This is a genomic window from Pontibacter cellulosilyticus, assembly GCF_014306105.1.
Taxonomy (GTDB): Bacteria; Bacteroidota; Bacteroidia; order Cytophagales; family Hymenobacteraceae; genus Pontibacter; species Pontibacter cellulosilyticus.
Genome location: NZ_JACRVF010000002.1, coordinates 163494 through 189744, shown reverse-complemented (window position 1 = coordinate 189744; position 26251 = coordinate 163494). Strand labels below are relative to the sequence as shown.

Here is a 26251-nt window from a genome sequence, read left to right as displayed (position 1 = left end):
TTAATATCCTACGTTGTTAACTAAGTTAGGATTTCCATCAAGCTCTCTTACAGGAATCGAAGGAAGGATTCTAAAGTCTGTGAACAATAGATTAGATGGTGACTTCACTATATCACGACCTAATCTCTTCATATCAAAGAAACGGTGTCCTTCGAAAGCAAACTCAATTCTTCTCTGGCGAATGATTTCTTCATAAAGAGCTGAGCCAGTTAGAGCAGCATCAGCTGTCGCTATAGCAGAACCTACATAATCAGAATATCTGTTTGTTTTGATTCTCACTAAGTCTTTTAGAGCTTCTACTTCGTTGAAAGTTGAAGCACCAGCAGTTGCCTGAACTTCAGCTCTGATCAAATACATCTCTGCAATTCTGAGAACAGGTGCGTTATCCAGGTTTATGAAACCGTTCTTGCCAATGTATTTAGTTGTCTCTACGAATGGAGCACCACGACCTGAAGTACCTAACTCGAATAACAAGTTACGAACATCACTGTTACGTGCAGTAATAGCAGCACTGTTAGTACCGTTGCCTGTTACTGTTATACCTAGAGCAGTTAATAAACCACTTGTTGGCACTAAGTCACCAAATCCACCTGTTTGTGTTCTAACTCCAGGAGTTACTAGAGAAGTAAATGTTGTCTGTAACGACTCGTTTACACCAATGTTCTCTGCGTTAATAGAGTAAGTAACTTCAAAAAGAGACTCTGGGTTCACTGCGCTGCGCCATCCTGCTACGTAGTTTGTTGGAGTCAACAATTTGCTACCATGCGAAGCAATAACTTTGTCTGCATACTCTTTCGCAGTTGCATAATCCTTATTATAAAGAGCAACACGTGCTAATAAAGCCTGTGCAGCTACTCTCGTTCCCCATGCAGTACCGCTAGTACCAGCAGTACCAGCATTGCCAAGTTTAGTTTCAGCAGCCTTTAAATCTGCATAAATCTGCGCATACACATCTGCAATTGGAGCTCTTTCTGGTAAGCGGTTAACAGCGTCTGCTAACTCTTTTACACCTGTTAGAACTAAAGGCACACCACCTTTTGCCTGGCTTGGTACTACTGCTCCTGGTATATAGGCATAGCTACGAACCAAGTCGAAATAACTAATAGCTCTTAAGAACTGTAGGCGTCCTTCCCAAAGATTCCTCTCCTGCTCTGATACAGCTGGCACAAGATTTAAACTCGGGATCGCATCAAGAGCTAAGTTAACTTCATTGATGGTGTAGTAATAGTTTTGCCAGCTAGCGAAGTGAGCACCAGGTACGTTATTTGATTCGTTCAATAAACGTCCTGATCTGTTTGTCGCCTGACCGTTATCAGCTAAAGCCTCTGGTAAAGCAACCATATCTCTACCATATGCTCTGGCAGACTTTAAGCGAGAGTAAGCAGAAGCGATCGCGGCATTTACAGTCTCACGTGAGCTAAGCGCTGTCGCCATATCAATTGACTGTCTTGGATCCACATCCAGTGCGTTCTCACAAGATGAGAACGCAAGAAGACCAGCCAAAAGCAATACTGATGATTTCTTATATTTTAAAAACTTTTTCATTTTCTGATTAATTATAGTCCAAGCTGGATACCTACAGTGTAATTTTTAGATTGCGGGATGATACCAGTTGCTGAACCGAAGAACTCCGGATCATAGCCTCTGTAGTCATCGTAAGTGTACAGGTTAGTTCCCTGAACATAGATCCTTGCATTAGAAAGCTTGATACGCTGAGCTAGTGCTGTAGGTACATTGTAGGCAAGCTGCACATTCTTCAGACGGATGTAATCTACTTTGTTCCATGTGCGGCTAGAGCCAGTTACATGGTTTACACCACGTGTCTCAACACCAGTATCATATGCTCTTGGTACACTTGTAATCTGACCAGGTGTTGTCCAACGGTTGTCATAGAAATGCTGTAGGGTGTTGAACGCACGGTTACCATTCTCCATCAGGAAGTTTAGCTGACCATCGTTCGCCATTCTGCCATACTCATACTGGAACAGGAAGTCTAACTCAAAGCCTTTGTAAGAAATTGTGTTGTTCAAACCACCAAAGTAAAGTGGCTGTGTATCACCGATAACTTTTCTGTCATCAAGTACTGGGATGTATGTAATGTTGTCGTCCTTATCGTAGAACATTGGTCTACCAGTTGCAGGGTTTACACCAGCATATCTTTGTGTGAAGATAGTACCTACAGCATGTCCTACACGGATAGAGTTATCACCAGGAAGCTCCTGAAGTCCACCATAAAGCTTAGTAACACGGTTTTGGTTGTAAGCGAAGTTAAAGTTAGTATTCCAGTTTAAGCCTGATTCTGTTTTCAGGTTTGCTGTTCTTAACTCAACCTCGATACCACGGTTACGCAGCTCTCCAACGTTTGAAGTAAATGCGGCATAACCAGATGTCCATGATACTGGCTGACCGATTAGAAGGTCTTTGCTTTCTCTGTTATAAGCTTCAACAGTACCTGTGATACGGTCATTAAAGAAGCCGTAGTCAATACCGAAGTTAGTAGTTATGTTTTTCTCCCATCTTAACTCAGGGTTTTCGAACTGAGTTGGCGTAACACCAGCAACACCGCCGTAAACTGCGCCTGATCCATATAGACCTCTAGATGCGAAGTTACCAATCTGGTCGTTACCTGTTGTACCGTAAGAAGCACGAACTTTCAGGTAAGACAATACATCGATACCTTTCATAAATGACTCTTCACTAACATTCCAACCTACCTGTACAGAAGGGAAGAAACCATATCTGTAGTTGCGGCCGAATCTTGAAGAACCGTCAGCACGTGTAGTCAAAGACAGAAGGTATCTGCTCTTGTAGTTATAGTTGAAGCGACCGAAGCCAGAGATTCTCTTGAACTCAGAGAAGAATTCACCAGCAGAAAGTGGGTTAGCTGCAGAGTTTAAGTATCTGAATTCAGGAGACGGGAAACCGTCAGCTGATGCAGAGATGTTTTCTTGCTGCTCGTGCTTGTACTCGAAACCAGCTAAAGCATTAAGAGAGTGCTCTCCAAATTTCTTGCTGTAGTTTAAAGTCTGTGTAGTAAGGAAGTTTGTGTTCCAAGTACTTTCTACCTGTCCTAAACCTTTTCTTGCATAAGCATCATTTGTTCTTGGGTCACGATACTGCTTACCCTGTACAAGTCTGTAATCCAAACCATAGAATGTCTTGAAAGAAAGACCAGGAATAATTTCGTAAGTAGCTGACAAGTTACCAACTACGAAATTGCTACGCTGATTACCGCTGTTGAAATCATTTACAGCAATGATGTTCTGGTTTAAGATACCAGGGAAAGCCTGGCCACTACCCAATAGACCGAAGTAAGAACCATCTTCGTTATAGATTCTATTGCTTGGAAGCATCAAAGAAGCTGAGAACGCAGGGTTACCTAAGAAAGAACCATCAGTTGAGAATGGAATACCCTGGTTGAATGATGACAAGTTAACAGACGAAGCAATAGTTAGTTTATTAGATGCTTTGTGCGTTAAGTCTAACTTAGCTGTACCTCTTGTGAAGTCAACTTTCTTGAAGATAGCTTCATTGATGTTATATGAACCAGAAAGGTAGAACGTAGTTTTATCGTTACCGCCGCTTGCTGATAATTCGTAGTTCTGAATTCTACCTGTCTGTAATGCTGCATCCTGCCAGTCATATGTAGGAAGTGCTGCAATTTGTTCAGGAGTCTTAGCATCAGAAATGCGCATCTCGTTATCAAGTATCCAGTTACGGTTAGTGTCCATACCTGTACGAAGTCTGTTATCACGAGCTTCAGCTCTTAGGTTTAAGTAGTCCTGAGTGCTAAGAACATCAAGTGTTTTTAAAGGAGTAGATGCACCACCATAAACATTCACGTTCAATCTAGTAGCACCACCCTGTCCTTTTTTCGTAGTAATCAAAACAACACCGTTTGCGGCCTGTGCACCATAAATAGCAGCTGTAGCAGCGTCCTTCAACACCTCAATAGAAGCAATGTCGTTAGAGTTCAGGAAAGCAAGTGGGTTAGACTGAGTAAATGAAGCGTCATTACGAGTGTTTAGCTGCACACCGTCAACTACATATAGTGGCTGAGTACCAGCTGTTAATGAACCAACACCACGGATACGTACGTTAACAGCACCACCAGGTATACCGTTGTTAGCCTGTACTAACACACCAGCTGCCTGCCCCTGTAGCGCTTTATCAAGAGAAGGCATCGGCCTGTTCTCAATTGTCTTTGCTGATACCTGAGAGATAGCACCGATTGCATCTCTTTTATTAACCACTGTACCGTATCCAGTAATTACTACCTCAGAAAGAGCTTTAGAATCTTCTCTCAACTGAACGCTGATAGTAGACTTACCATTTGTGCTGATTTCCTGTGCAACATATCCTAGATACGAAAACAAAAGAACAGCATTGTCATTCGATACATTCACAGTAAAGCTACCATCAGCTCCTGTAAAGGTACCAACTGTCGTTCCTTTAACGACCACGTTTACCCCCGGCAGAGGTTGTCCATTCTCAGCGGCAAGTACTTTCCCTGAGATGGCCCGACTCTGTGCAAGTGCTATATTAGTCAGCACTAGCAACAGAGCAAAGCTCAACAATAGAACTTTTCTCATAAAGATAGATTAGATAATTGGTTAGTTAGATAATTATTAGTTGCCAAATATATCTCCAAAAATGAAATCGAAAAATTTTTTTACACAAATTTATTTAAGCAGAATATGCGTTTAAATTAAATAAAGCGGGATTATTCAATAACTCTCTATTATTATATAGCATTAGCTTTATGTATACTTAAAGCTTGATTTTAATATTTAAAATAGAGATGTCTAAACATTGAATAGTTGGAATTTTAAAAGACATGGCACGCGCAGAAGAATTTGTTATATTTAAACACATTTAAAGCCTATACTAATAATAGTACAGCATGAAATCATATCTGTACAAAGGTTTAAACATTGATTTTTATATTTGAAGCTGTTATATTGGAAAAGTATAATAAAAAAAAATGGTGCCTGAGAAACCCCAAGCACCACTTTTCGTTTAAGTCGTTTCTGCTTTATTCTTTTAGATTCTCCTCAAACAGCTTGTATATTCTTTTGTACTCATCCGTCCAGCTGGCAGGCTCTACGAAACCATGGTCCTCTACAGGATAAACAGCTAGTTCCCAATTATCCTTGCCCAACTCTATTAATCGCTGCGTTAGCCTCACCACGTCCTGAAAATGCACGTTGGTATCTACCATACCATGGCAAATCAGCAGCGCGCCCTTCAAACCTTCTGCATAGTATATTGGAGAGCTCTTAGCATAGGCCGTACTATCTGTATAAGGTGTGTTAAGAATATTTGAAGTATAGCCGTGGTTATAATGCGCCCAGTCTGTAACAGAGCGTAAAGCAGCACCTGCTGCAAACACATCAGGCTCTGTGAACATGGCCATTAACGTTATAAAGCCGCCATAGGAGCCACCGTAAATACCGATCTTCTTTGGGTCTACGTTATACTTTTCTACCAGGTGCTTCGCGCCGTCAACATGGTCGCTTAGGTCTTTACCTCCCATAAAACGATAAATGCCTGTGCGTACATCGCGGCCGTAGCCAGCACTGCCCCTATAGTCTATGTCTAATACAGTATAGCCCTGATCTGCCAGAAAATTGTGGAACATATACTCTCTGAAGTATGAGCTCCACCACTTATGCGCATTTTGCAGGTAGCCTGCCCCATGCACAAATATTACCGCTGGACCGTTAGCCTTAGCATTTTCAGGGCGGTAAAGACGTGCATACACATCAGCTCCATCCTTTGCCTTAAAGGTTATTACTTCAGGTTCACGCCAGTCGTATGATTTGAATTCATCTGTTAAAGAGTTAGTTACCTGCTTTGGCTTTGCGCTCTTTTTGTTATCCATTACATACAGCTCCCAAGGCGTGTTGCTCGTAGAGAAGCGCATAGCTAGTGTTTTCTCATCAGGTGACATTTGTACTTCATGTGCTCCTGTCATGCTGGTAAGTTGCACCATCTCCCCACCCTGTACAGGCATGCGGTAAAAATGCTTTACGCCCGGATGCACTTTGTTAGCAGTAAAGTAGAAGTGCTTCTTATCATCAGACATTTTCACATCCGATACTTCAAACTTACCGCTTGTTAATGCTTTCTTTTTACCGGTATTTACATTTACTGCATACAGGTGTGAATGGCCGTTCTCCTCTGAATGGAACCATACACTTTCATTATCCGGCATCCAGCCTATCTCTCCTGCTCCGTAACCAATACCCGGACCATTGATCCACGCTTCATCACGCTGGCGGTCTAGCAGTGTAAGTTTACCTGTAGCCGGGTCTAGCTTCATTATCCAACGGTCTTTGTTATCCTGTGATCTGGCTACCACTACAGCATGCTTTCCGTTTTCTGACCAGAACGGGCCATAAATAGCTGTTGAGCGTAACTCAGCTTTCTTAGGCTTTGCATCTGTTGTTTTAGCTGTACTTGCTTTCGCCTCTTTCTCCAACAGGTAAGCCGGCTGATCAGTTATTCCCTCTATATCGTTCATTAACACAGCAAAGGCAGTGTCACGGTTGGTATCATACACAAAGAACTCATAGGTATTTTGCGCATCGCCAACTTTTGTGCGGGTGTTAATATCCTCTGTATAACCAGAAGATGTAACATAATCAGGTACAATAGCTACTTTGCTGTTTTTTGGCCGACTGATTAACTGGTAAGTTATAAACCGCTCATCGGGGCTAAGGGTAAGACTGTTTACCATCTTATCCTCTACATAAATCTCTTTGGGTCTGGCTGGCGCATCGGCCAGGCGCTGCTTACGTTGCAACTCCTTCGCCTCCTCACGGTCTTTCACGATCTGGAGCAATGCGATTTGCTGCTCCTTTAGCCAGTCGCGTTGCTCGTTTTTCCCTTCTCCTGCAGGTTTTCTGCCTTTTTTGAAGTCTGTTAGCTGCACCGTCTGCCCGTTTGCCATGTTCCAGGCATACAGGTTACCATCTTTGTTATAGGTGATTTTCTGTTCGCTGTGGCTAAAAGCGGGGCTGCTCTCACGCTCCACAGTGTTTGTAATCTGCTGTGCTTTGCCGCTCTTTATGTCATATAAAAAGATGTCGCCGTTTTTCTCATACACCTTTTTTGTCTCTGCATAGTTATAAGTACCGTATTGCCCTGGCAGGTTTCTGCGTTCTTTGGCACTTACTTTCTGCAGGTTCTTACCTTCTGCGTTCACTGAATACAGCGAGTCACTTTTGTTACCCTCCGGGTTCCAGTAAAAGTATAGCTTCTTTCCGTCTTCAGACCAGAATACACTGCTAGGTGAAGTGCCTATCCACTTAGGATCGCGCATTATCTTTTCTACGCTCAGGGTTAATTTACCGTTTTGGGCTTGAACCGCACCTCCGCATAGTATAAGCCAACCTAATATGGCCAGTGCTTTTCTTTGTAGTAGCATGTTAGATTAGAATAGTAGTTTAGTTTTGTAAGAGTTTATCTTTCAAAATAAAAGATTATACTTATTTAAGCAAAATCGCCGCCTGTTATAGTTCCCTACAGCAGACGGCGATTATTTTTATGATTTCTTTTTAGCAGCGAAATCCATACTTGGGTGCTGCTCATCGTGGTTGGTTATACTTTGATAGAACTTTGCCAACGTTAGCAGCTCGGCCTCCCCAAACAGTTTGCCCATAAAGGTGATAGTGGTTGGCATTCCGTTTTTCTGGAAGCCGTTTGGCACCACCACACACGGATGGCCTGTGAGGTTAGTAAGCACTAGGTTGTTACTGGCGAAAGATGGGCTGATATATACATCAATGTCTTTCAGTTTTTCCTGCATTTGCTGCACAAGCAATGTTCTTACGCGCTGTGCCTGCAAATACTCCACGGCAGGCACAAATCGTGCTGCCCTAAAAGTGTTAGGCCAAGCGTTTTTATGCTGGGCCACCAGCAAGCTATCTTTTCTGCTACGGGTCAGATCATCAAAAGCAGCGGCTCCCTCCACAGAGACAGTAAGTGTTAGTTCACGTGCAGGTAAATTTGGAAGCTCTATTGGCACCAGTTCAATTCCAGCATTGCGTAAGGCTGCTAGTGTTGCTTCATCATTCTCCTTAAATCCATAGTTGCGTTCAAAATCTTTTTTAAGGTATCCTACGCGCAACTTCTTCGGATCTATACTTTGATTGTAGTTGAATGGCGCATTGTACACAGACTGGTCTTTACCGTCTGGGCCGTAGATGGCATTAAACACAATAGCTGCATCTTCTGCAGAGCGTGTGATTGGACCTATCTTATCCATGGACCAGCTTAGTGCCATTGCACCATGGCGGCTAACGCGGCCGAAGGTAGGCCTTAGCCCTGTTGTACCACATGCTGTGGACGGAGACACAATAGAACCTAGTGTTTCTGTACCTATAGCATAGGGTACCAAGCCTGCAGCTACTGCTGCAGCCGAGCCAGCTGAAGAGCCACTAGAACCTTTTTTGATATCCCAAGGTGATTTTGTTTTGCCACCGTACCACACATCCCCCATTGCCAGGGCACCAAGGGTTAATTTTGCTACTAAAACGCCACCGGCATCCTGCAGGCGCTTTACAACCGTAGCATCTTCGTCTATTACCTGATCTTTGTATGGTGTAGCTCCCCAGGTTGTTTTATACTTTTTGGTTGATAGCAGGTCTTTCACGCCAAAAGGTATACCGTGCAGCATACCTTTGTACTTACCTGCCTTTATCTCCTTATCAGCTTTACGAGCCTGCTCCAGCGCCAGCTCTTCGGTTAAGGTAGTTACGCATTCCAGGGTTGGGCCATACTTCTTTAAGCGCTCTAAGTAAAATTTCGTCAGCTCTTCTGAGCTTATTTGTTTTGTGCGGATTAACTCAGCCAGTTGCGGCACATTGTAAAACGCAAGCTCTTCCCTGTTCTTTGGCAGCTTTACACCAGAAGCTTTTTCAGCCTCAAACTTACCGTTCGTTTTTTCGAAAGTATACCCAACTGGTATTGGATTGAAAACCAATGCTGGTGCTACATCATTGGTCAGAGGCTGTTTTCTTAATACCTCATAATTTTGCTTAAACTCCTCTAATTTGTTTAGACTTGAATCTAGCTGTGCATCTGTAAAATTAAGCCCTATTAGTTTTTGGGCTTCGCGCACCACACCCACACTGATCTTATCTTCAACAACTTTAGTGATAAATGCACCGGATATAAAGCATCCTGCTCCTATCAATACTACTACACCTTTTTTAAGCATCTTCTTCCTTTAAGTTATATTTAACCCTTACAATTTAGCTTATAGCCTTAAAAAAACAAAGGGCCACTCTTGCAAGTGGCCCTTTGTTTTACTGTATCTGATCTTCTAGCTTATCATTTCTTACTCCAGAAGATCAAGATGTTTAATTAATCGTTAAGTACAGGGTTATTCAGAACTTCTGCCTGCGGGATGTTGAATGTTAACTCATCAGAATCCCAAGCAAAAGAATTTCCTGCTTCAAATAGGTGGTTAGCACCTCTTGTTACAGTTCTCTTATTTCTCTTAACAGATAGATAAGATTTGCCTTCACCCCAAAGCTCAATTCTTGTCTGTAGGTGAATTTCATCAAGAAGCGCCTGTCCGCTTAAAGCATCAACGTAGCTGTAATCTGCTGCATCATCAAATCTTTTTGCCAATAGCGTCTTCAGCATATCTCTGGCAGGACCAGCCTGGCCTAACCTTGCGTTTGCTTCGGCATTTAAAAGAACCATGTCTTCGATACGCATGTACACATAGTCCGTTTCGATGTAACGCTGGCCACCAATTTTTCTGGCAGGAGCAAAGAACTTGTTTCTTGGCTGCAAGGCACCAGTTTTACCCGGAGCTATAAACTGCTGCTTTCTAATGTCATTCGCAGGAATTGCATCGTACAAGCCTCTGTCAATTGTTTTAGGGTCACCTGCCCATGCATAGCTGTAAGTGAACACGTCAACTTGTCCCCACCACGAAACTAGGTTCAGGCCGTAATCCAGGACAAGATCTACACCCCAAATCCAGCTTGGAGTAGTAACGCTGTTAAATCCAGCTTCTGTATTAACAAGTTTGCCGTCTGCATCAAACTTAGCAACAACTTCATTAGGATTGGTGATACGAGCACCAGAAGTTGTGATCACCTCATTTGTAAGTGTTACCACTCGCTGTAAGTCAGCTTGCGTGCCACGAGCAGCCAAAACATAAGCCAATAGGCCTTTTGCTACGTTCTGGTTTACTTCGTGCTTGCCTACTCTGTTAAATCCTTGTAAGCCAGTGATCGCTGCCTCCAAATCAGAAATGATCAGATCATATACTTCTTTTGTAGTGCTCTTAGGCTGTGCAGCAGCATCTTTAGTTGTTGTATAGATAGGCAATATTTTGTCTTCGCCTGTCTTATATCCTTCAGAGTACAACTGCGCCAGGTAGAAGTATGCATATGCACGCATTGCCTTCGCCTGCCCCATCATATGAAGTCTTTCGCCTGTTTGTGGAGCTTCATTACCGCCTAGAATGTCGATCAGCGTGTTAGCAGAACGAATCATGCGGTAATAATATCTCCATGGCATATACGATTGGTTAACAGTGTTATCTGTTGTAGCCTGATACCTAGCTATACCTGAGTACCAACCATAAGTTGTACCTGCTAGCACCATATCAGAAGACACCATATCCATGTAAATGTCATAGCCTCTCTGTCCAAAGTCATCGTGACCTGTGGTACCACCTGTTCCTGTATTATACATGGTAGCATACATACCAGAAACAAATGAATTTAACAGCGAAGGGTCTGTTTTAGCGGCCTCTTCAATCTGCTCCAACGAAAGATTGTTCGTTGGCTCAACATCAAGAAACTCCTTTTCGCAGCTGCTTATTGTGAAAGCAAGAATTGCTGCTGCTATTATATTTAAACTTTTTTTCATTTCGATCGATAAATTAAATTCTCACTCTTAAACCTGCTGTCACTGTAGACAATGGAGAGTAACGGTATGTGCTTGATGCACCTGTCTCTGCCGTTGATGGGTTAAAGCCTTTGCGGGCAGTATTTATCCACAGGTTATCTCCTGACACCCATACTGAAAGTCCTCCTAAACCAAACTTACTTGTGTAGCTTGATGGCAATGTATAGCTAAGGCGAACATTGTTCAGTACCAGGTAATTTGCTTTTGTAAGGAAGCGAGTCGAAGCAGAAGAAACGTTCTTATCTAATTCGTTTGATAGACGTGGCACATCAGTGATGTCGCCTTCCTGCTGCCATCTGTTAAGAATGTCAACATGCCAGTTGTTGCTGCCCACTAGGCCACTGTGCATTAAGCTAGCATAAGCACCATCGTAAGCATAACCGCCGAAGCTATACAGCATCTGAACTCTCAGATCGAAGCCTTTGAAACCAGCATCTAAGTTAACTGCGCCTCTTACATCAGGAATAGCAGACTTACCGTTGTATTTCAGCGTTGCATCCGCATACGTGTCTGTAGTTGACTGCATAATGCTGTTAGCTTTATCAGGGTTGCTAGATAAGTAATCAGTTAAGTTACCGATACCTTCACCCTTATCGTAAGAACCGTTGCTGTTCGCATCTATATAGTTCACAGTCCATAAGCTAGTTCCGTTTTCTGGATTTACACCAGCAAACTCGCGCAGGTAGTAATCGAATACAGAGTGACCTTCAGACCAGGCGTATACACCCTGCACGTCAATCGCTTTTGGCTTGCCAGTTGATGGGTCAATTGGCATTTCAGTGATTTTGTTTGTGAACTTCTCACCGTTTACGCTCAGGTCTAAGCGGAAATCGTTTTTCTTAACTAGGTGTCCTACCAGGTCAAATTCAAGACCTCTGTTTTGCAGTGTACCGGCATTAGATGTCATGATAGCGATACCTGTTGACGGAGCAGTTCTTACATCAAAGATCAGATCATCTGTGTTTTTGATGTAGTAGTCAATTGAACCTTCTAAGTAGTTGCCCAATCCAAACTCAACGCCCGTCTGGAACATTTTAGATGTTTCCCATGTCAAGGCACGGTTACCTGGAGTTGATAAAGCAAAACCTGGCTGGTTGTTTACGTTATCTACAGAGTACAGGTCATATCCTGGGTAGTAGCCTACACCTGCCTGATCACCGATCAAACCGTAGCTAGCTTTTAATTTTAAATTGCTAAGTACATTCTGTGAGCTCATGAAGTCTTCGTTTGATACTACCCAAGCAGTACCTACTGAACCGAAGTTGCTCCATTTGTCATCTCTGAATCGTGATGATCCGTCTCTTCTCAGCGTAGCTGATATGAAGTACTTTTTAGCGTAATCGTAGTTTACCTGAGTAAAGTAACTTTCAAGAGCATACTCATCTGTGTAAGAGTTTTGCGTTGGGTTTTTAACAACCGCATTGCTTAGCTCAAGTAGGTCAGGAACTACTAGTCTGTAACCTGAAGCGGAGAACACGTTCTGCTTAAAGTTAGAAGCTTCGTGAGCAGCTAATACTTCTACGCCATGCTGGCCAACTGCTGTGTTATAACGCAGCATGTTTAGTAGGTTGTAAGAGAAACGGTCTGTTCTTGTAAGACCTAGTGCACCTTGCTGGCCTGCAGCTGAGCCGTAGAACTTATTGTTCAACCAGCCATACTTGTTGTGGTAGTACTGCAGACCTAGTCTGTTCTCAAACGTAAGGCCTTTCAGGATAGTGAAGTCAAGGTTAGCGTTACCATTGATCTCGTCACGGTTGTCTCTTCTTGTGTTATAAGTCGCATCCGCGATAGAGTTTGTAAGACCACCGAAGCCACGGGCAAAGTTACCTTCAGCACCATAATCATACTGTGGGCCACCATAAATAGGATCTTCGATGATGTTACCCTCTGCATCTCTTCTGAATAAAGGATAGATAGAAGGCATGTTGTCTACAAACCAGAAAATGCTTCCAGAGTCACTTGTCTGACCGTTTGTATTGGTTTCTGATCTAGCGTAAGAGATGTTGATACCACCAGTTAACCACTCTTTGATTTCCTGGCGCAGGTTTACTCTACCTGTCAAACGCTCATAATCAGAGTTGATTGAATATCCAACATCATCCAAGTATCCGAAAGAAGAATAGAAGCTTGTTTTACCAGATGAGCCACCAAACTTTACGTTGTACTCTCTACGTGCTGAGTTCTGGAATGCATAATCTTCCCAGTTCTCTGGATCATATTTTCTTGTTACACCTGGTCTAACTGATCTTGTAAGCGGATCGATCAACTCACCACCATTGGCAACATTCCACAAGTTATAGCCTGTTCTAACACCTGATGTAGAGAACAATCTATCGTTCGCATATTTAACAGGATCAGCGTTATTGATTGCAACACCACGGTTGTAAAGACCTTCCCAACCAAGTGCAATGTACTGCTCAGGAGATTTGATTGTCTCGTAACGTGGCAACAAAGCCATGTTAGTACCAAAGTTAGCATCTGCCTCGATAAAAGACTTTTTGCCTCTACCAGACTTAGTAGTAATAACGATTACACCGTTTGCGCCTCTAGAGCCATAGATAGCTGTAGCTGCTGCATCTTTCAACACTGTAGTAGATTCGATGTCAGCTGGGTTAATTGAGTTCAAGCCACCTGAGAAAGGAACGCCGTCTACTACATATAAAGGAGCTCTGTTACCGTTAACTGAACCAATACCACGAATACGAATCGTTGATGCAGTACCAGGCTGGCCACTTGTATTGATAACTCTTACACCGGCAACCTCACCTGCTAATGCCTGAGATACGTTAGAAACGCTTTTGCTCTCAAGCTTCTCAGCGCTAACAACTTTTGCAGTACCAGTAAACGACTGCTGCGTTGTAGTTGAGTAACCAACAACTACTACCTCCTCTAACTGCTTTTGATTAACACTTAATGTTACGTTAACTGAACCAGAGTTTCCTACTGGTACCTCTTGTGTGTTATAGCCAATATACCTAAACACTAGTGTGTTTTTATCTGCTGGCACATTAATGCTATAAGCACCATCTGCTGCTGTTGTAGTACCTACTGTTGTACCTTTTACCAAAACTGCAACCCCCGGCAATCCCTGACCAGTCGCCTGATCAGTCACTTTTCCATTTACTGTCCTGCTTTGTTGCGCCCAGGCTGGTAAGGCCATTACGAGCACAAAAAAGAGGCTAAAGAGTAAACTCTTCTTCATACATCTGTGATTTTAGGTTAGATAATTGTTTTTGTGAATAGATAAGATATTAAACCAAATATAACTATTTGTTTTCAATGTCAAAACATTTATCAAAAAAAATCGTACAAAGTTAGCTTGCGTCTCAAGCAAAGTCATATCTCCCTTCGACAAAAAAGCATTCAAAATACCTAATTATAGGCCTAAAGCATGTAGTAATCATGACTTTAAGCACTATATAAGAACAACAACCACCTCTTAATACTTAGTATATTACAATTCATCATAACATATCACATACCAATGTTTGACCACTATTAATATAATTTTATTTATATAATTAGCTAAATTCATATATTTTAAATGTAGTATACCAAGATTAAAGGTTAAACACAGACGACAGGATAATTTCAATTTCACTGTTCTAACACCGATGCTCAAAAGCTATATACCAGGCAAACAATGATAAGTTAAATGTACGCTACAAGAGAGCAATAGCGTATTACCAGAGCAAAGCGACTAACTTAAACTCAGCTGATTACACTTAAATAGGATTCCAAATAAAAATGCCATCTTAGTATAATTTAAAGCAATGCAATCTCATTCAAAAACTTTAGCATTACCTGCTGATAAATCTTAAATTGCTTTATATATCTAATCCAGCCATGAAACTGCTACCAAATAGCTTCAGCTATTATAAGCTAATTACAGCTTATGTTACTCTGTTATTATTTGCTCCTATATTATGTATAGCAAATACTGACAACACCCCACGCACCTTGCTCTGGGAAATCTCAGGCAATGGTCTAAAATCACCATCTTATATATTTGGCACCATCCATGCCTTGTGCCCGGATGAGTTTAACGTGCCTCAGGCTGTAGAAAAAAAGTTAAAGCAGACAGAGCAACTCTCGCTGGAAGTGGACATGGACGCACCTAATTTTATGGCCGAGCTGATGCAGAGCGCAACGCTACCGGAGGGCAAAACACTAAGCACCTTACTAAAGGCAGAGGACTATAAGCTGCTGGCAACGCACCTGGCTACAACGCTGCAACTGGACCTGAAGATGTTCGACAATATGAAACCGTTTATGCTGCAATCGTTGCTGTTGTCTCAGTTGACTGACTGCAAAGCCGTGTCGTATGAGCAGCGCCTGATGGAATTAGCACATGCGCAGGGTAAAGAAGTGATCGGCGTAGAGACAGTAAGAGAACAACTAGCCGCTATGGACAAGCTACCACAGGAACTGCAAACTGATATGCTGGTAAAAACCGTAAAAGATATACCGGCAGCACGAGCTTCGTACCTCGAGATGGTAGAGCTATACTTAGCTCAGGACCTGGATGGGCTGGCAAGAATTACTAAAGAAGATTTGAGTGAAGAAGAGTATAAACTTTATGAGGACGCATTTCTTATAGCCAGGAACCTGCGCTGGATACCGGCAATGGAACGTGAAGCCAGGGCAAAGTCTACTTTCTTTGCAGTAGGCGCCGGACATCTTACTGGCCCTAAAGGGGTGTTAGAACTACTGCGTCAGCGGGGGTACATACTGAAGCCTGTTATGAACTAACCTGTTCCAGCAGCTATACTATATAAGTATATGTATAGCCACACCTTTACATCATCAGGTTAATGCCTCACCAACACAATACTTCTACTTCTTTTATTCGTACCAAGTATAGTTTAGTCGCACAGCCGCCACCACAAACTATGACAAAGAACACTTTTCTTATCTTCTTAAGTTTTTTCCTGCTCAGCTATCTGCATGTTGCGGCACAAAGTATAAGCTACTGCGCCGAGAGCCGCTCACAAGCTACCCAAAGGCAGGCTGTTGCATCTCCGGAGCACCAACAGCTGATGAACAGGTATGATGTGACGTTTTATAAACTTGACCTCCAGTTGGAGCGCAACACCACTTTTATTGCCGGCAGTGCTACCATCGAGGCTAAGGTAAAATCAGGAGAACTCAGCGGCTTCGCTTTTGAGCTGCACCCTAATTTCCAGATTGCTTCTGTGATGATTAATGGGAGCCCGGCCCTAAGTATAAGCCGCAATGGCAGTGATGCAGTGGCACAGTTAAACACTCCTGCAAAAGCCTCTGAAAAAGTATCCGCAACTATATATTATAGCGGAACAGCGCCTACCGGAGCCTCCGCAGCAATTGGCAGCGGCTTTAGCACTGCCATAGAGCCAAACTGGGGCAACAGCGTTACCTGGAGTTTAAGTGAACCCTATGCAGCCTACGAATGGTGGCCTACCAAGCAGGTACTCACAGACAAAGCCGACTCGGTGCATGTGTTTGTGACAACCAGCGCAGAGAACAAGGTCGGCTCTAATGGCGTGCTTAGACGTGTGATAGACTTACCCAACAACAAGAAACGCTATGAATGGAAATCATCTTATCCTATAGATTATTACCTGGTTTCGGTAGCGGTGTCTAACTATGAGGAGTACCTGCAGCAGGCAACCCCCGCCGGAGCAAGCAAGCCGGTACCCATACTTAATTATGTTTACAGTGGGGGCGCCTTGCAAACATTTAAAGCAGAAATGGACAGGACACCTGGCTTTTTAGAGCACTTTTCAGAGTTGTTTAGCCTGTATCCGTTTTACAAAGAAAAGTACGGGCATAGTATGGCACCAATGGGTGGAGGCATGGAACACCAAACCATGACCACGCAAAGCACCTTTACCTTTACCCTGACAGCCCACGAACTGGCGCATCAATGGTTTGGAGACAACGTTACCTGCGCCAGCTGGCAGGACATTTGGCTGAACGAAGGATTTGCCTCTTACGCGGAGTACCTTGCCCTCCAAAAGTTTGCGCCCACACAGGCAAAACAGTGGATAGTGGATGCGCAGGGCCTGGCTCTCCAGCGACCACAGGGCTCCTTGAAAGTACTTGACACCACCAATGTAAGTCGCATTTTTGATTACAGGCTGTCTTATAAAAAAGGGGCAAGCGTGGTGCACATGCTGCGGTTCGAAGTAAACGATGACGCTTTGTTCTTTAAGGCGTTGCAGCAGTACCAACAGCAATATGGAGGCAAAACGGCAAGCACCGCAGATCTGCAAAAGGTATTTGAGCAGACAACCGGCAAAGACCTCGCTTACTTTTTTGAGCAGTGGTATGCCGGCAATGGGTTTCCAGTGTTTAAAATTGAATGGAACCAGGAAGACAACCGCCTTCTGCTGGCGACTGAAATGGTGGGCAGTGGTACTACTTCCTTCTTTAAAACAGATATGGAATACCGCATCAGCACCACTGCCGGCGACACCACCATACGCGTCACACAAGATCAACCATTACAGAAGTTCTTATTTCGAATTCCTAGCAGTGTAAAAAGTATAACTCCTGATCCTAACAACTGGATATTGAAATACATTGTCGTCAATGCTAAAAATGAACTGTTAGAGGTGCCTGATTTAGGGAAACCGCAGTTATACCCTAATCCGGTTGGTGAGCAAAGTATAAAAGTTACAAACCTTGACTTTAGCCCTACAACAGCAGAAGTGTATGATATGACAGGGAAACTGGTGCGGCAACTATACATTAAACCTGCATCAGAGGCCACAGTTCCAGTAACAGGCTTGGCAGCAGGGGTTTATCAGTTATTACTCAGCAACGGCACCCGACACTATCGCAGCAGGTTTGTAAAGGTTAACGAGTAATTGTGATGCTTACTTCATTAAAAAAATAAAGTGTAAACAAAAAAACAAAACAATACCCTAGCCAGTTATCTAAGTATAATAGCTTAATAGTGAGCTGCGCAGCCAGGGTTAACCTGCCTGCGCAGTTCGTTTAATAGCGCATCATAGCTATTACCTGCTGTGCCTCCCGCACATTGTACTCATAAGCCAGCCGACGATAATTGATAAGGTCTATGATTGTACCGATAACGCAAAGCCCCCCTGTAAACAGGTACAGTAATCCAAGGCCAATCTGCCCAATGATAAAGCGTTGCACACCTGCCACACCAAAAAAGCCAATGATAGTGGTTACAAGTATAAGCATTGGCTCACGACGGCGACTACGGTAAATTGAAGCAAACTGACTTGCCTCCTCTTCCGACATATTGTTTACGAGCGTCTGTACATAACTCATTTCATCCGGTTCCAGGTCCGGCATAAGGTGTAGAATGTTAGCCATGGTGCTTATCTAAGGTTAGTGAATAAAAATGTAGATACTGCCAGCGCAAAAGCTGCCAACAACGCCACAGCAACAGCAGCAAAGCCGGCGCTGATAACGGATGAGCCTGCCAGGAAGCTTGAAAGTTGCCCTGCAGCAAGTATGAGATCCCATGTCCGATGCCACAGCCAAGGCAACCACTCTCCAAAAACCAGCTGTAAGGGCAAAAGCTAAACAGGTGTTCACCATCCGGCTTCATAAAAGCAAGCAGTGTTAACCCCAGCAGCCAAAGTCCGGCTTCTGTAAGATACAGCACTTTCATGTTTTGAAGTATTCTCATCTTTTACCTGGTGGTGTAAGCAAGCTGTTCATCTTGCTTAAACAAGTATACTTAATTTCAGCCAGAGTTGCACTATTTTCTTGGCCTAACACTCTATAAATTGCACCTTCTTTTACAGAGCGGCCGCTGCTGCAGCGGGAAAATCATTAAAATAAAAGCAGTTTTATCAGCCCGCTCACCTTATACTTCTACACATACTTTGCACCTATCTACTAAGTATAAATCTGGCACATCAACCTTATTTATAGGCAATGGTATATCATTAATAAACAGATAACCTGCTTGATATGGAATGTAATGTTGGCTTAGTAGAACAAAAGGCACGAGTTGCAGCTGGCCTCGCAATGATAGGTGTGGGTGCATACTACAATTCAAAACCGCTGGCACTTTTAGGGTTAGTGCCTATCGTTACCGGTATGGTGCGGTGGTGCCCGATAAATGCAGCAATCGGATACAATGGATGTGAGAATGAACAAGAGATGAATAGATACAGAAAATAAAATGAGGTGGAGGAAGACGTAAAGAAGGGACAGGATCAGGTACCTCCTCCTACAAGCAAGCCCGTTATGGTTTATGATGGGGGCTGCGACTTTTGTAAATTCTGGGTGAACAGGTGGCAACGCACTACTGCCGATGAAGTAAATTATACTCCGTTTCAACAGTTGCCGGAAACATTTCAGGGCGTTACTCGCAAACAATTTAAACAATCTGTTTACCTGATAACCCAATACAGGCGCCTACGTGGTGCAGCAGCTGTTTTTGAAGTACTGGCACTAGGTGGCAATGATTTCTGGAACAGGCTATATTATAATGTAGTTTTAGCCGATACTGTTTTTGAGGTTGGATACAAACTTGTAGGTAATAACAGGAACTTCTTCTTTTGGCTTACCAAGATCTTTTACAAAGACGCCAGAACTGTTGACGCACAGCAAACTACTCCCCTTTAACGCCTTTCCAGCACCTCTCCCTTTCCCTCCGATCAGCTAGCCTCAGACAACCTTAACATTAGCACATTAAGGCCGTAATTAACTCATATTATTCCTGTTACAAAACCTATACGATGAAAAAACTATACTGGCTGCTCATACTTATACTTACAGGTAGCGGGTGCTATAAAATACTCCCCTCAGAAGGAGGCGGGCAAACAGACATAAAAAGCGAAGCACGAAACATTAACCCAAGCGACATTGCACTGCCAGAGGGCTATATAGCTGAGGCAATTGCCAGTGGCCTGACTTTTCCGACGGCAGTAGCTTTTGATGAGCAGGGCCAGTTGTATGTAATTGAAGCCGGGTATTCGTATGGCGAAGTATTCCTGGAACCAAAGCTGCTGCGTGTATCGGAAAACGGAAACCTTACCACTATTGCTACCGGTGAGAAGAATGGCCCCTGGACAGGAGTAACCTATCACGATGGCAACTTTTACATAGCCGAAGGCGGACAAATGACTGGCGGTAAACTGCTGCGTATCTCAAAAGATGGCACTGTAAATACTCTAATAGAGAATCTGCCAAGTATGGGAGACCACCATACCAATGGACCGGTGGTGGGCCCTGACGGGCAGCTATACTTTGGCATCGGCACAGCCACCAACTCCGGCGTAGTTGGCCCAGACAATTACAAGTTTGGCTGGCTAAAGCGCCACCCCGAGTTCCACGATATACCCTGCCAGGACATTACCCTTACCGGCCAGAACTACACAAGCGAAATACCGCTTACATCCAAAAGCGGTAAACAAACAACTGGTGCCTATTCAGCATACGGCACTCCTACTACACAAGGGCAGGTTATAAAAGGCAGCATCCCCTGTTCAGGTGCGGTACTCAAAATCTCTCCAGAAGGCGGCAATATGGAACTGGTGGCCTGGGGATTTCGGAATCCGTTTGGGTTAGCCTTCTCGCCAAAAGGGAAATTGTTTGTAAGCGACAATGCCTTTGATGTGCGCGGCAGCAGGCCTATATGGGGCACAGGCGATTACCTTTGGAAGGCAGAACAGGGAAAATGGTACGGCTGGCCCGACTTTTCGGGTGGCACTGCCTTTAACGGCTACAGGTTTTCGCCTCCAGGTGATAAAGGGCCACAGCCTTTGCTTGCCCAGCACCCTAACAAACCACCCAATCCCGCTGCTACGCTGGGTGTGCACTCCTCCTCCAACGGCATGGACTTTTCGCGAAACAGCAGTTTTGGCTATCAAGGCGAAGCATTTATTGCACAGTTTGGAGATATGGCCCCGGGTGTAGGAAAAGTGCTCTCGCCGGTAGGTTACAAAGTGGTGCGGGTTAATGTAGAGAACGGAGTTATCACTGATTTTGCAGCGAACAAAGGAAAGAAAACCGCTCCTGCCTCCAAGCTTAATACCGGTGGTCTAGAGCGCCCTGTTAGTGTAAAGTTTTCACCAGATGGCCAAAGCCTATACATTGTGGATTTTGGTATAATGGAGACAGGTGACAACGGACCAGAGCCAAAGCTAAAGACAGGTGTGATTTGGAAAATAACTAAAAACAGAAGCTAAGCCATGAAAAAGCCATTTATACTTTCCGCTGCTTTTCTTTTGCTGCTATCGCTTAGCTACTGCGGCTCCGCCAGGCGAGGTACACCAACGCACGCACCATTAAGGATAGAATCTCAAGCAATAGCACAGGGAGAAGTGGTGTATATGTCGCATTGCAACAAATGTCATCCGGGAGGGGCTGCAGGGTTAGGCCCCGCCATTAATAACAAGCCTTTGCCAGGATTCCTAATGAAGTTCCAGATTAGAAATGGCTTGGGCGTGATGCCAGCTTTCAAAGAAGATCATATCTCTGATCAGGAGTTGGACAACCTTGTTGCTTACCTCAAAGAGCTTAGGTCTGCTAAAAAATAAAGGCCTGCCTTATAAATGTGCGTACTGCTATAATACACCAAGAACAGGTTGACCGGGTAGCACATGGAGTTTGTCATTATACTTATACTTACACTGTTTAACGGATATTTTGCCATGTCCGAGACCGCGTTAGTGTCTGTTAGGAAGAGTAGAGTAGAACATAAGGCTGAGAAGGGCAACGCACGGGCTAGAGTTATACTTCAACTGCAGAAGAACCCTGAAAACTTTCTTTCCTCCATTCAGCTTGGCATAACCTTAATAGGTATAGTTGCCGGAGCTTATGGTGGCACTACACTGGCCGGTAAGGTAGCGCCATATATTGGCAGAGTTGATGCACTGGCTCCTTATGCTTTTGAAGTAGCCATTACACTACTTGTAATTTTTATTACCTACTTTACTATTGTGGTGGGAGAGCTTATCCCAAAAACGCTGGCACTGCGCAACACACTTGCCGTTGCACTGTTTGTAGCTCCCTCCATCAGGTTTTTCACGTCTGTTACCTACCCATTGGTGCGCCTGCTGTCAGGAACAACAAACTTCTTAATTAAAATATTTAGGATTAACCCAAAGAACCCATCCCAAACAGTTACAGAAGAAGAACTACGCCACATGTTGCGTGTAGCTGGCCGCGAAGGAGTACTGGAACATGAAGAGGAGCAGATCCATCAAAATATCTTTAGCCTATATGATCAGCGCAACAGCAGTTTAATGACACCTCGTGCCAGTGTTCTATGGATAGAGGCGCACACACCACTGAAGGCTATACATGAAGCCATACTGCAAAGCAATCACTCCAAATTTCCGGTTTGTGAAGGCACCATAGACCAAATTATAGGCATACTTTCCGCGAAAGACTTTCTGGCGCACATGCATAACCCTGGCTTTGATCTGAACACCATACTAAAAGCTCCTGTATTTGTATCTGACAGCATGCTGGCCGTTAATACGCTACGCTTGTTTCGGCAGGAGAAGCAATACCTGGGAATTGTGGTGGATGAGCATAGTACTGTTGAGGGCATTATAACCCTACATGATATTATGGAGGCTATAGTAGGTGATATTCCAGATATTGGGGAGGAGGCAGAGCCAGCTATATATGTGCGTGAAGACGGGTCGATTTTGATCAGCGGCATTACCACAGTTGCCAGGTTAAATGATTATTTGGGGTATAAGTTTATACCAGAAGACAGCAAGCTATACACTACATTGGCAGGTTTTATGTTACACCAACTCGCGCAGGTACCGCACATCGGTGATAAACTACAAAATGATGGATATCTACTGGAGGTGATAGATATGGACGGCTCCAGGATAGATAAGATCTTGCTCAGCAAAACGGCTTAGAAAGACTTGCAATCAGAAAGCAGTGGCGGTTATACGCCAATTAAAAAGCCACTCCGCAGCATGCAAAGTGACTTCATATTAAAATAGTTAGTGTTACCTCCTGTTTGGTTTTGGCTACAGGAGGTGCCAAGTATAAATCCTACTTATTTAAGCCTTCAGTTCAGAGGTTTGCCCCTCAGGTTGCAGCATGGGGAACTCGGGCTTCGCATCTCCTCCTCTTTCTTCAGCCTTATTCTTTCTGCTTCGAACAATGGCTCCTAAAATGAGTTGACGTAGTCTCTGCTTACCTTCGTGCTTTCACTTACTGTTCTCTTATTCAGATCACCTGTATTAAAAACAAGTCTCCCAACTATCCTCCTCTGTTCCGTTTCATCTCATCCTCCTTTTATAAATTTTAGCAAAACAAAGCCTAGCAGAATACCAAGCCTATATTTACATATAAGGAGATAAGCCGGTGATGTGGTGCAGCTTGAAATGTCAGGATAAATGGAACCTATACTTAAATGCTAAAGCAGGTGTCTCCCATAACTATTAAGTACAGGTTCTTCGAGGCAGTTGCACATTGTTGTAATTCTATAGGCAACTTGAATTTCTGAGGTTCAAAGAAAAATCAACTATCGTGGCTTTACCATCTTGTTTGCCTGTCATCGTAGCCCTCTGGCCGTCTTCCAGTGTAGTCTCTTGGTGGTCTATCTCTGTCGTAATCCCAATGTGAAGGCCTGCTCCTTTCTGCATGCCATCCGTAGGGTCTATCAGTTATTCTGCAGCTAGGATATTGCGCCTCTCTTCTTCGCTCTTCCTCCATCCTATGCTCCCTCTCTAATCGTTCATCCCGAAGCATTCTATCTTGGGTAGCATCTGTAAATTCTCTGGTAAAACCAAGTCTGTCATCCACAGAGCCTAGGTTCATGTCACCTACATTGTAAAAAATATCTGAAAGGTGATCTCTTCCACTTCTTCTGTATCTCATTTTGTACTCCTTTCTTTGATTTGTGCTTATTTACATCAGCACATATTACCAATTCGTTACATTAAATTATACGAAAAATCAAAGAAAAACGACGCACAATCAGAACATATTACGTTAATTTACAATTATTTACGAATAAATAAAGCCTGTACTATTATTTTATAGCACAGGCTTTACATTGTAACTAAAAGCATGGCACTTATTTCTTTTTCTTTGCCTTGGACTTTGCTTTTTTCGCTTTCGCAGCTTTTACTTTTTCCTCGTTTTCCTGGGCCTCTTTCATAAGAGACTTCCAATCATAAGTAGCTGCAGCGCTAAAGTCGATGGTTGCCTCATAGTCCTCTAAATCAACCTCCAGTACTTTTATCTCTTTAGTAAGGTACTGCTGTATTTCGTCAAGTATAGGTTTCTCTTCGGGAGCACAGAAGCTGACCGCTGTACCTTTCTCAGTGCCACGGCCTGTACGCCCCACGCGGTGCACGTAATTCTCAGGCTGCTCAGGCAAATCGTAGTTTACCACATACTCTACATTCGGGATATCGATACCTCGGGCACTTACGTCTGTTGCCACCAGCAGCTTTACCTCCCCTTTCTTGAATTTGCGCATTACATCAAGCCTGTCCTTCTGCTCTTTACCGCCATGAATGCTGATTGCCTGTATGCCAGCACGCTCCATAGCCGCCACCACACGCTCGGCACGTACTTTGGTTCGCACAAAGGCTAAGATCTTCTTGTCAGGATTTTCCTTTACCACACGCTCCAGAAAATAGCGCTTATCATCCATGTCCACATACATCACGGAGTGATCTACGTTTTTAGACACCGGATCTTTGGGAGAGATCTGGATACGCACCGGCTTATTTACCAGCGAGTAGGCCAGCTCCTTTATCTTTTCGTTAATTGTAGCCGAGAAAAAAAGCGTCTGGCGGCTGCGCGGCAACTTCGAAATCAGCTGCCGGATGTCATGTATAAAGCCCAGATCCAGCATGTGGTCTGCTTCATCTAAAATCAGAACCTCTACGCGGTGCAGGTGTATGTAGCCCTGGCTCACCAAATCGAATAAACGACCGGGAGTAGCCACTAGTATATCAATTCCGTCTTCCAGTTTTGCAATCTGCGGCCCCTGCTCCACACCTCCAAATACGCAAAATGTTTTTACACGAGTGCCTTGGCCTATCTCGTTGAATACTTCTGTAATTTGTAAGGCTAGTTCACGGGTAGGCACCATAACAATGCACTTTATACCATCGCCGCGCTTACGGTTTTTGCTGAACTGCAGCCTGTCGAGTACCGGAATAGCAAAAGCAGCTGTTTTACCTGTACCAGTCTGAGCAATAGCCAGCACATCTTCACCTTTCATGATGGGTGGAATGGCTTTAAACTGAATATCGGTTGGCTTCCGGAAGCCTAACTTGCTAAGGCTTCTCTTTATTTCGTCGGATATGCGGTAATCTTCAAATTTCATGGCAGTGCGTGTTATACTTGGCTTTGCCTATACTTACGGCGCAACCAATGTGCAAAGGTACGGCTAATTGTTGATTGTTAAGTTGACTTGCCTATAATACCTGTTTTACCTGCATTGCCACTAAACTCCAATTCTTCAACCTATACCTTCTCTAAAACCATAATATGATAACCATACAAAATAATAGTTTCACACTTTTGCATGATAGTTTTACTATCATTGTTAAAAGTTTTTATATCTTTGTAAAACAATTAGAGCAAAAGATGCTTATGAAGCATTAAGAAGATGCTCTGTAGTACTATAGACTAGCTATCAAATTAAAATGAACACAAACATTCATATTAGTCTTAATCATAAGTCGTACCTCCGCGAACCAGAAAGTACAGAGCTGGGCCGCAGGATTATTTCTGAAAGCGTGAGACTTATAGACGAACTGGGCTTTGAGAACTTTACTTTCAAGAAACTGGCAAACGACATTGGCTCTACGGAGGCTTCTATATACCGCTATTTCGAAAACAAGCACAAGCTGCTGGTGTACCTGGTGTCTTGGTACTGGGCTTGGCTACACTACACAGTCAATTTCCAGACTCAGAACATCGCTGGTCCGCGTGAGCGCCTGGGTCGTGCTATAGAGATAATCACTAAAGCTGGCGAGGCAGATGATCCTGGCGTAACATATATCGACGAACGTATCCTCCACCGTGTGATTGTCGCAGAGGCTTCTAAAGTATACCATACAAAGGAAGTCGATGCCGAAAACAAGGATGGATACTTTCTGGAAATGAAACGGTTCTGCCATTACTTAGCCCAGATTGTACTGGAGATAAATCCTGATTACCGTTACCCGCATGCTATTATCAGCACCATGCTGGAGGCAGCGCAGCAGCAGGTTTTTTACGCTCTCCATTTGCCTTCTCTTACAGACATAAAGGCAGAACAGTACAATGAGACAGTTATCTTCCTGAAACAGACGGTTTTTGCAGCAATAGATAGTGCTAATACAAATAATTAACGCCAGAGCAA

The 26251-nt window shown here is 43.6% G+C and carries 18 protein-coding genes; 8 read left to right on the top strand and 10 right to left on the bottom strand.

Going from position 1 to position 26251, the window contains the following annotated elements:
- From H8S84_RS08410 to H8S84_RS08385, 6 genes are all read right to left on the bottom strand, one after another.
- Complete coding sequence (locus tag H8S84_RS08410; protein ID WP_187066884.1) at window positions 1-1545, bottom strand: RagB/SusD family nutrient uptake outer membrane protein; 1545 nt, start codon at window positions 1543-1545, stop codon at window positions 1-3.
- An 11-nt stretch (window positions 1546-1556) separates the two neighbouring features.
- Window positions 1557-4592 carry a SusC/RagA family TonB-linked outer membrane protein gene (locus tag H8S84_RS08405; RefSeq protein WP_187066883.1) on the bottom strand — a complete coding sequence of 1012 codons (3036 nt, stop codon included), beginning with the start codon at window positions 4590-4592 and terminating at the stop codon, window positions 1557-1559.
- 443 nt (window positions 4593-5035) lie between these two features.
- On the bottom strand, window positions 5036-7432 hold the full coding sequence (locus H8S84_RS08400; RefSeq protein WP_187066882.1) for a prolyl oligopeptidase family serine peptidase: 2397 nt from the start codon (window positions 7430-7432) through the stop codon (window positions 5036-5038).
- A gap of 117 nt (window positions 7433-7549) precedes the next feature.
- Complete coding sequence (locus tag H8S84_RS08395; RefSeq protein WP_187066881.1) at window positions 7550-9226, bottom strand: amidase; 1677 nt, start codon at window positions 9224-9226, stop codon at window positions 7550-7552.
- A 146-nt stretch (window positions 9227-9372) separates the two neighbouring features.
- Window positions 9373-10899, bottom strand: coding sequence for a RagB/SusD family nutrient uptake outer membrane protein (locus H8S84_RS08390; protein WP_187066880.1), 1527 nt, complete (start codon window positions 10897-10899; stop codon window positions 9373-9375).
- Between the two features lie 13 nt (window positions 10900-10912).
- Window positions 10913-14140 (bottom strand): SusC/RagA family TonB-linked outer membrane protein, encoded by a 3228-nt coding sequence (locus H8S84_RS08385; protein ID WP_187066879.1) that lies wholly within the window; start codon window positions 14138-14140, stop codon window positions 10913-10915.
- Window positions 14141-14898: 758 nt separating this feature from the next.
- Here H8S84_RS08385 and H8S84_RS08380 point away from each other — a divergent pair.
- A complete protein-coding gene (locus H8S84_RS08380; RefSeq protein ID WP_222621618.1) occupies window positions 14899-15690 on the top strand; it encodes a TraB/GumN family protein in 792 nt (263 codons plus the stop codon).
- 140 nt (window positions 15691-15830) lie between these two features.
- Window positions 15831-17789, top strand: coding sequence for a M1 family aminopeptidase (locus tag H8S84_RS08375; RefSeq protein WP_187066877.1), 1959 nt, complete (start codon window positions 15831-15833; stop codon window positions 17787-17789).
- Window positions 17790-17919: 130 nt separating this feature from the next.
- On the opposite strand, the gene H8S84_RS08370 is transcribed toward H8S84_RS08375, so the two are convergent.
- Window positions 17920-18267: a TM2 domain-containing protein gene (locus H8S84_RS08370; RefSeq protein ID WP_187066876.1), complete on the bottom strand. Its 348-nt coding sequence runs from the start codon at window positions 18265-18267 to the stop codon at window positions 17920-17922.
- Complete coding sequence (locus tag H8S84_RS08365) at window positions 18260-18568, bottom strand: DUF2752 domain-containing protein (RefSeq protein WP_230407113.1); 309 nt, start codon at window positions 18566-18568, stop codon at window positions 18260-18262. The genes H8S84_RS08370 and H8S84_RS08365 overlap by 8 nt, the downstream gene beginning before the upstream one ends.
- Before the next feature lie 305 nt (window positions 18569-18873).
- On the opposite strand from H8S84_RS08365, the gene H8S84_RS08360 reads away from it, so the two are divergent.
- From H8S84_RS08360 to H8S84_RS08340, 5 genes are all read left to right on the top strand, one after another.
- Window positions 18874-19086, top strand: coding sequence for a YgaP family membrane protein (locus H8S84_RS08360; protein WP_187066874.1), 213 nt, complete (start codon window positions 18874-18876; stop codon window positions 19084-19086).
- Window positions 19087-19092: 6 nt separating this feature from the next.
- Window positions 19093-19533 (top strand): thiol-disulfide oxidoreductase DCC family protein, encoded by a 441-nt coding sequence (locus H8S84_RS08355; protein WP_187066873.1) that lies wholly within the window; start codon window positions 19093-19095, stop codon window positions 19531-19533.
- Between the two features lie 113 nt (window positions 19534-19646).
- A complete protein-coding gene (locus H8S84_RS08350; protein ID WP_187066872.1) occupies window positions 19647-21098 on the top strand; it encodes a PQQ-dependent sugar dehydrogenase in 1452 nt (483 codons plus the stop codon).
- A gap of 3 nt (window positions 21099-21101) precedes the next feature.
- Window positions 21102-21449, top strand: coding sequence for a c-type cytochrome (locus H8S84_RS08345; protein WP_187066871.1), 348 nt, complete (start codon window positions 21102-21104; stop codon window positions 21447-21449).
- A 63-nt stretch (window positions 21450-21512) separates the two neighbouring features.
- Window positions 21513-22793: a hemolysin family protein gene (locus H8S84_RS08340; protein WP_187066870.1), complete on the top strand. Its 1281-nt coding sequence runs from the start codon at window positions 21513-21515 to the stop codon at window positions 22791-22793.
- 625 nt (window positions 22794-23418) lie between these two features.
- Here H8S84_RS08340 and H8S84_RS08335 read toward each other — a convergent pair.
- Together H8S84_RS08335 and H8S84_RS08330 are read right to left on the bottom strand one after the other, a co-directional pair.
- Window positions 23419-23763, bottom strand: coding sequence for a hypothetical protein (locus H8S84_RS08335; RefSeq protein WP_187066869.1), 345 nt, complete (start codon window positions 23761-23763; stop codon window positions 23419-23421).
- A 199-nt stretch (window positions 23764-23962) separates the two neighbouring features.
- Complete coding sequence (locus H8S84_RS08330; protein WP_187066868.1) at window positions 23963-25228, bottom strand: DEAD/DEAH box helicase; 1266 nt, start codon at window positions 25226-25228, stop codon at window positions 23963-23965.
- 322 nt (window positions 25229-25550) lie between these two features.
- Here H8S84_RS08330 and H8S84_RS08325 point away from each other — a divergent pair, with 322 nt between their 5' ends.
- Window positions 25551-26240: a TetR/AcrR family transcriptional regulator gene (locus tag H8S84_RS08325; RefSeq protein ID WP_187066867.1), complete on the top strand. Its 690-nt coding sequence runs from the start codon at window positions 25551-25553 to the stop codon at window positions 26238-26240.
- The last annotated feature ends 11 nt before the right edge of the window (window positions 26241-26251 follow it).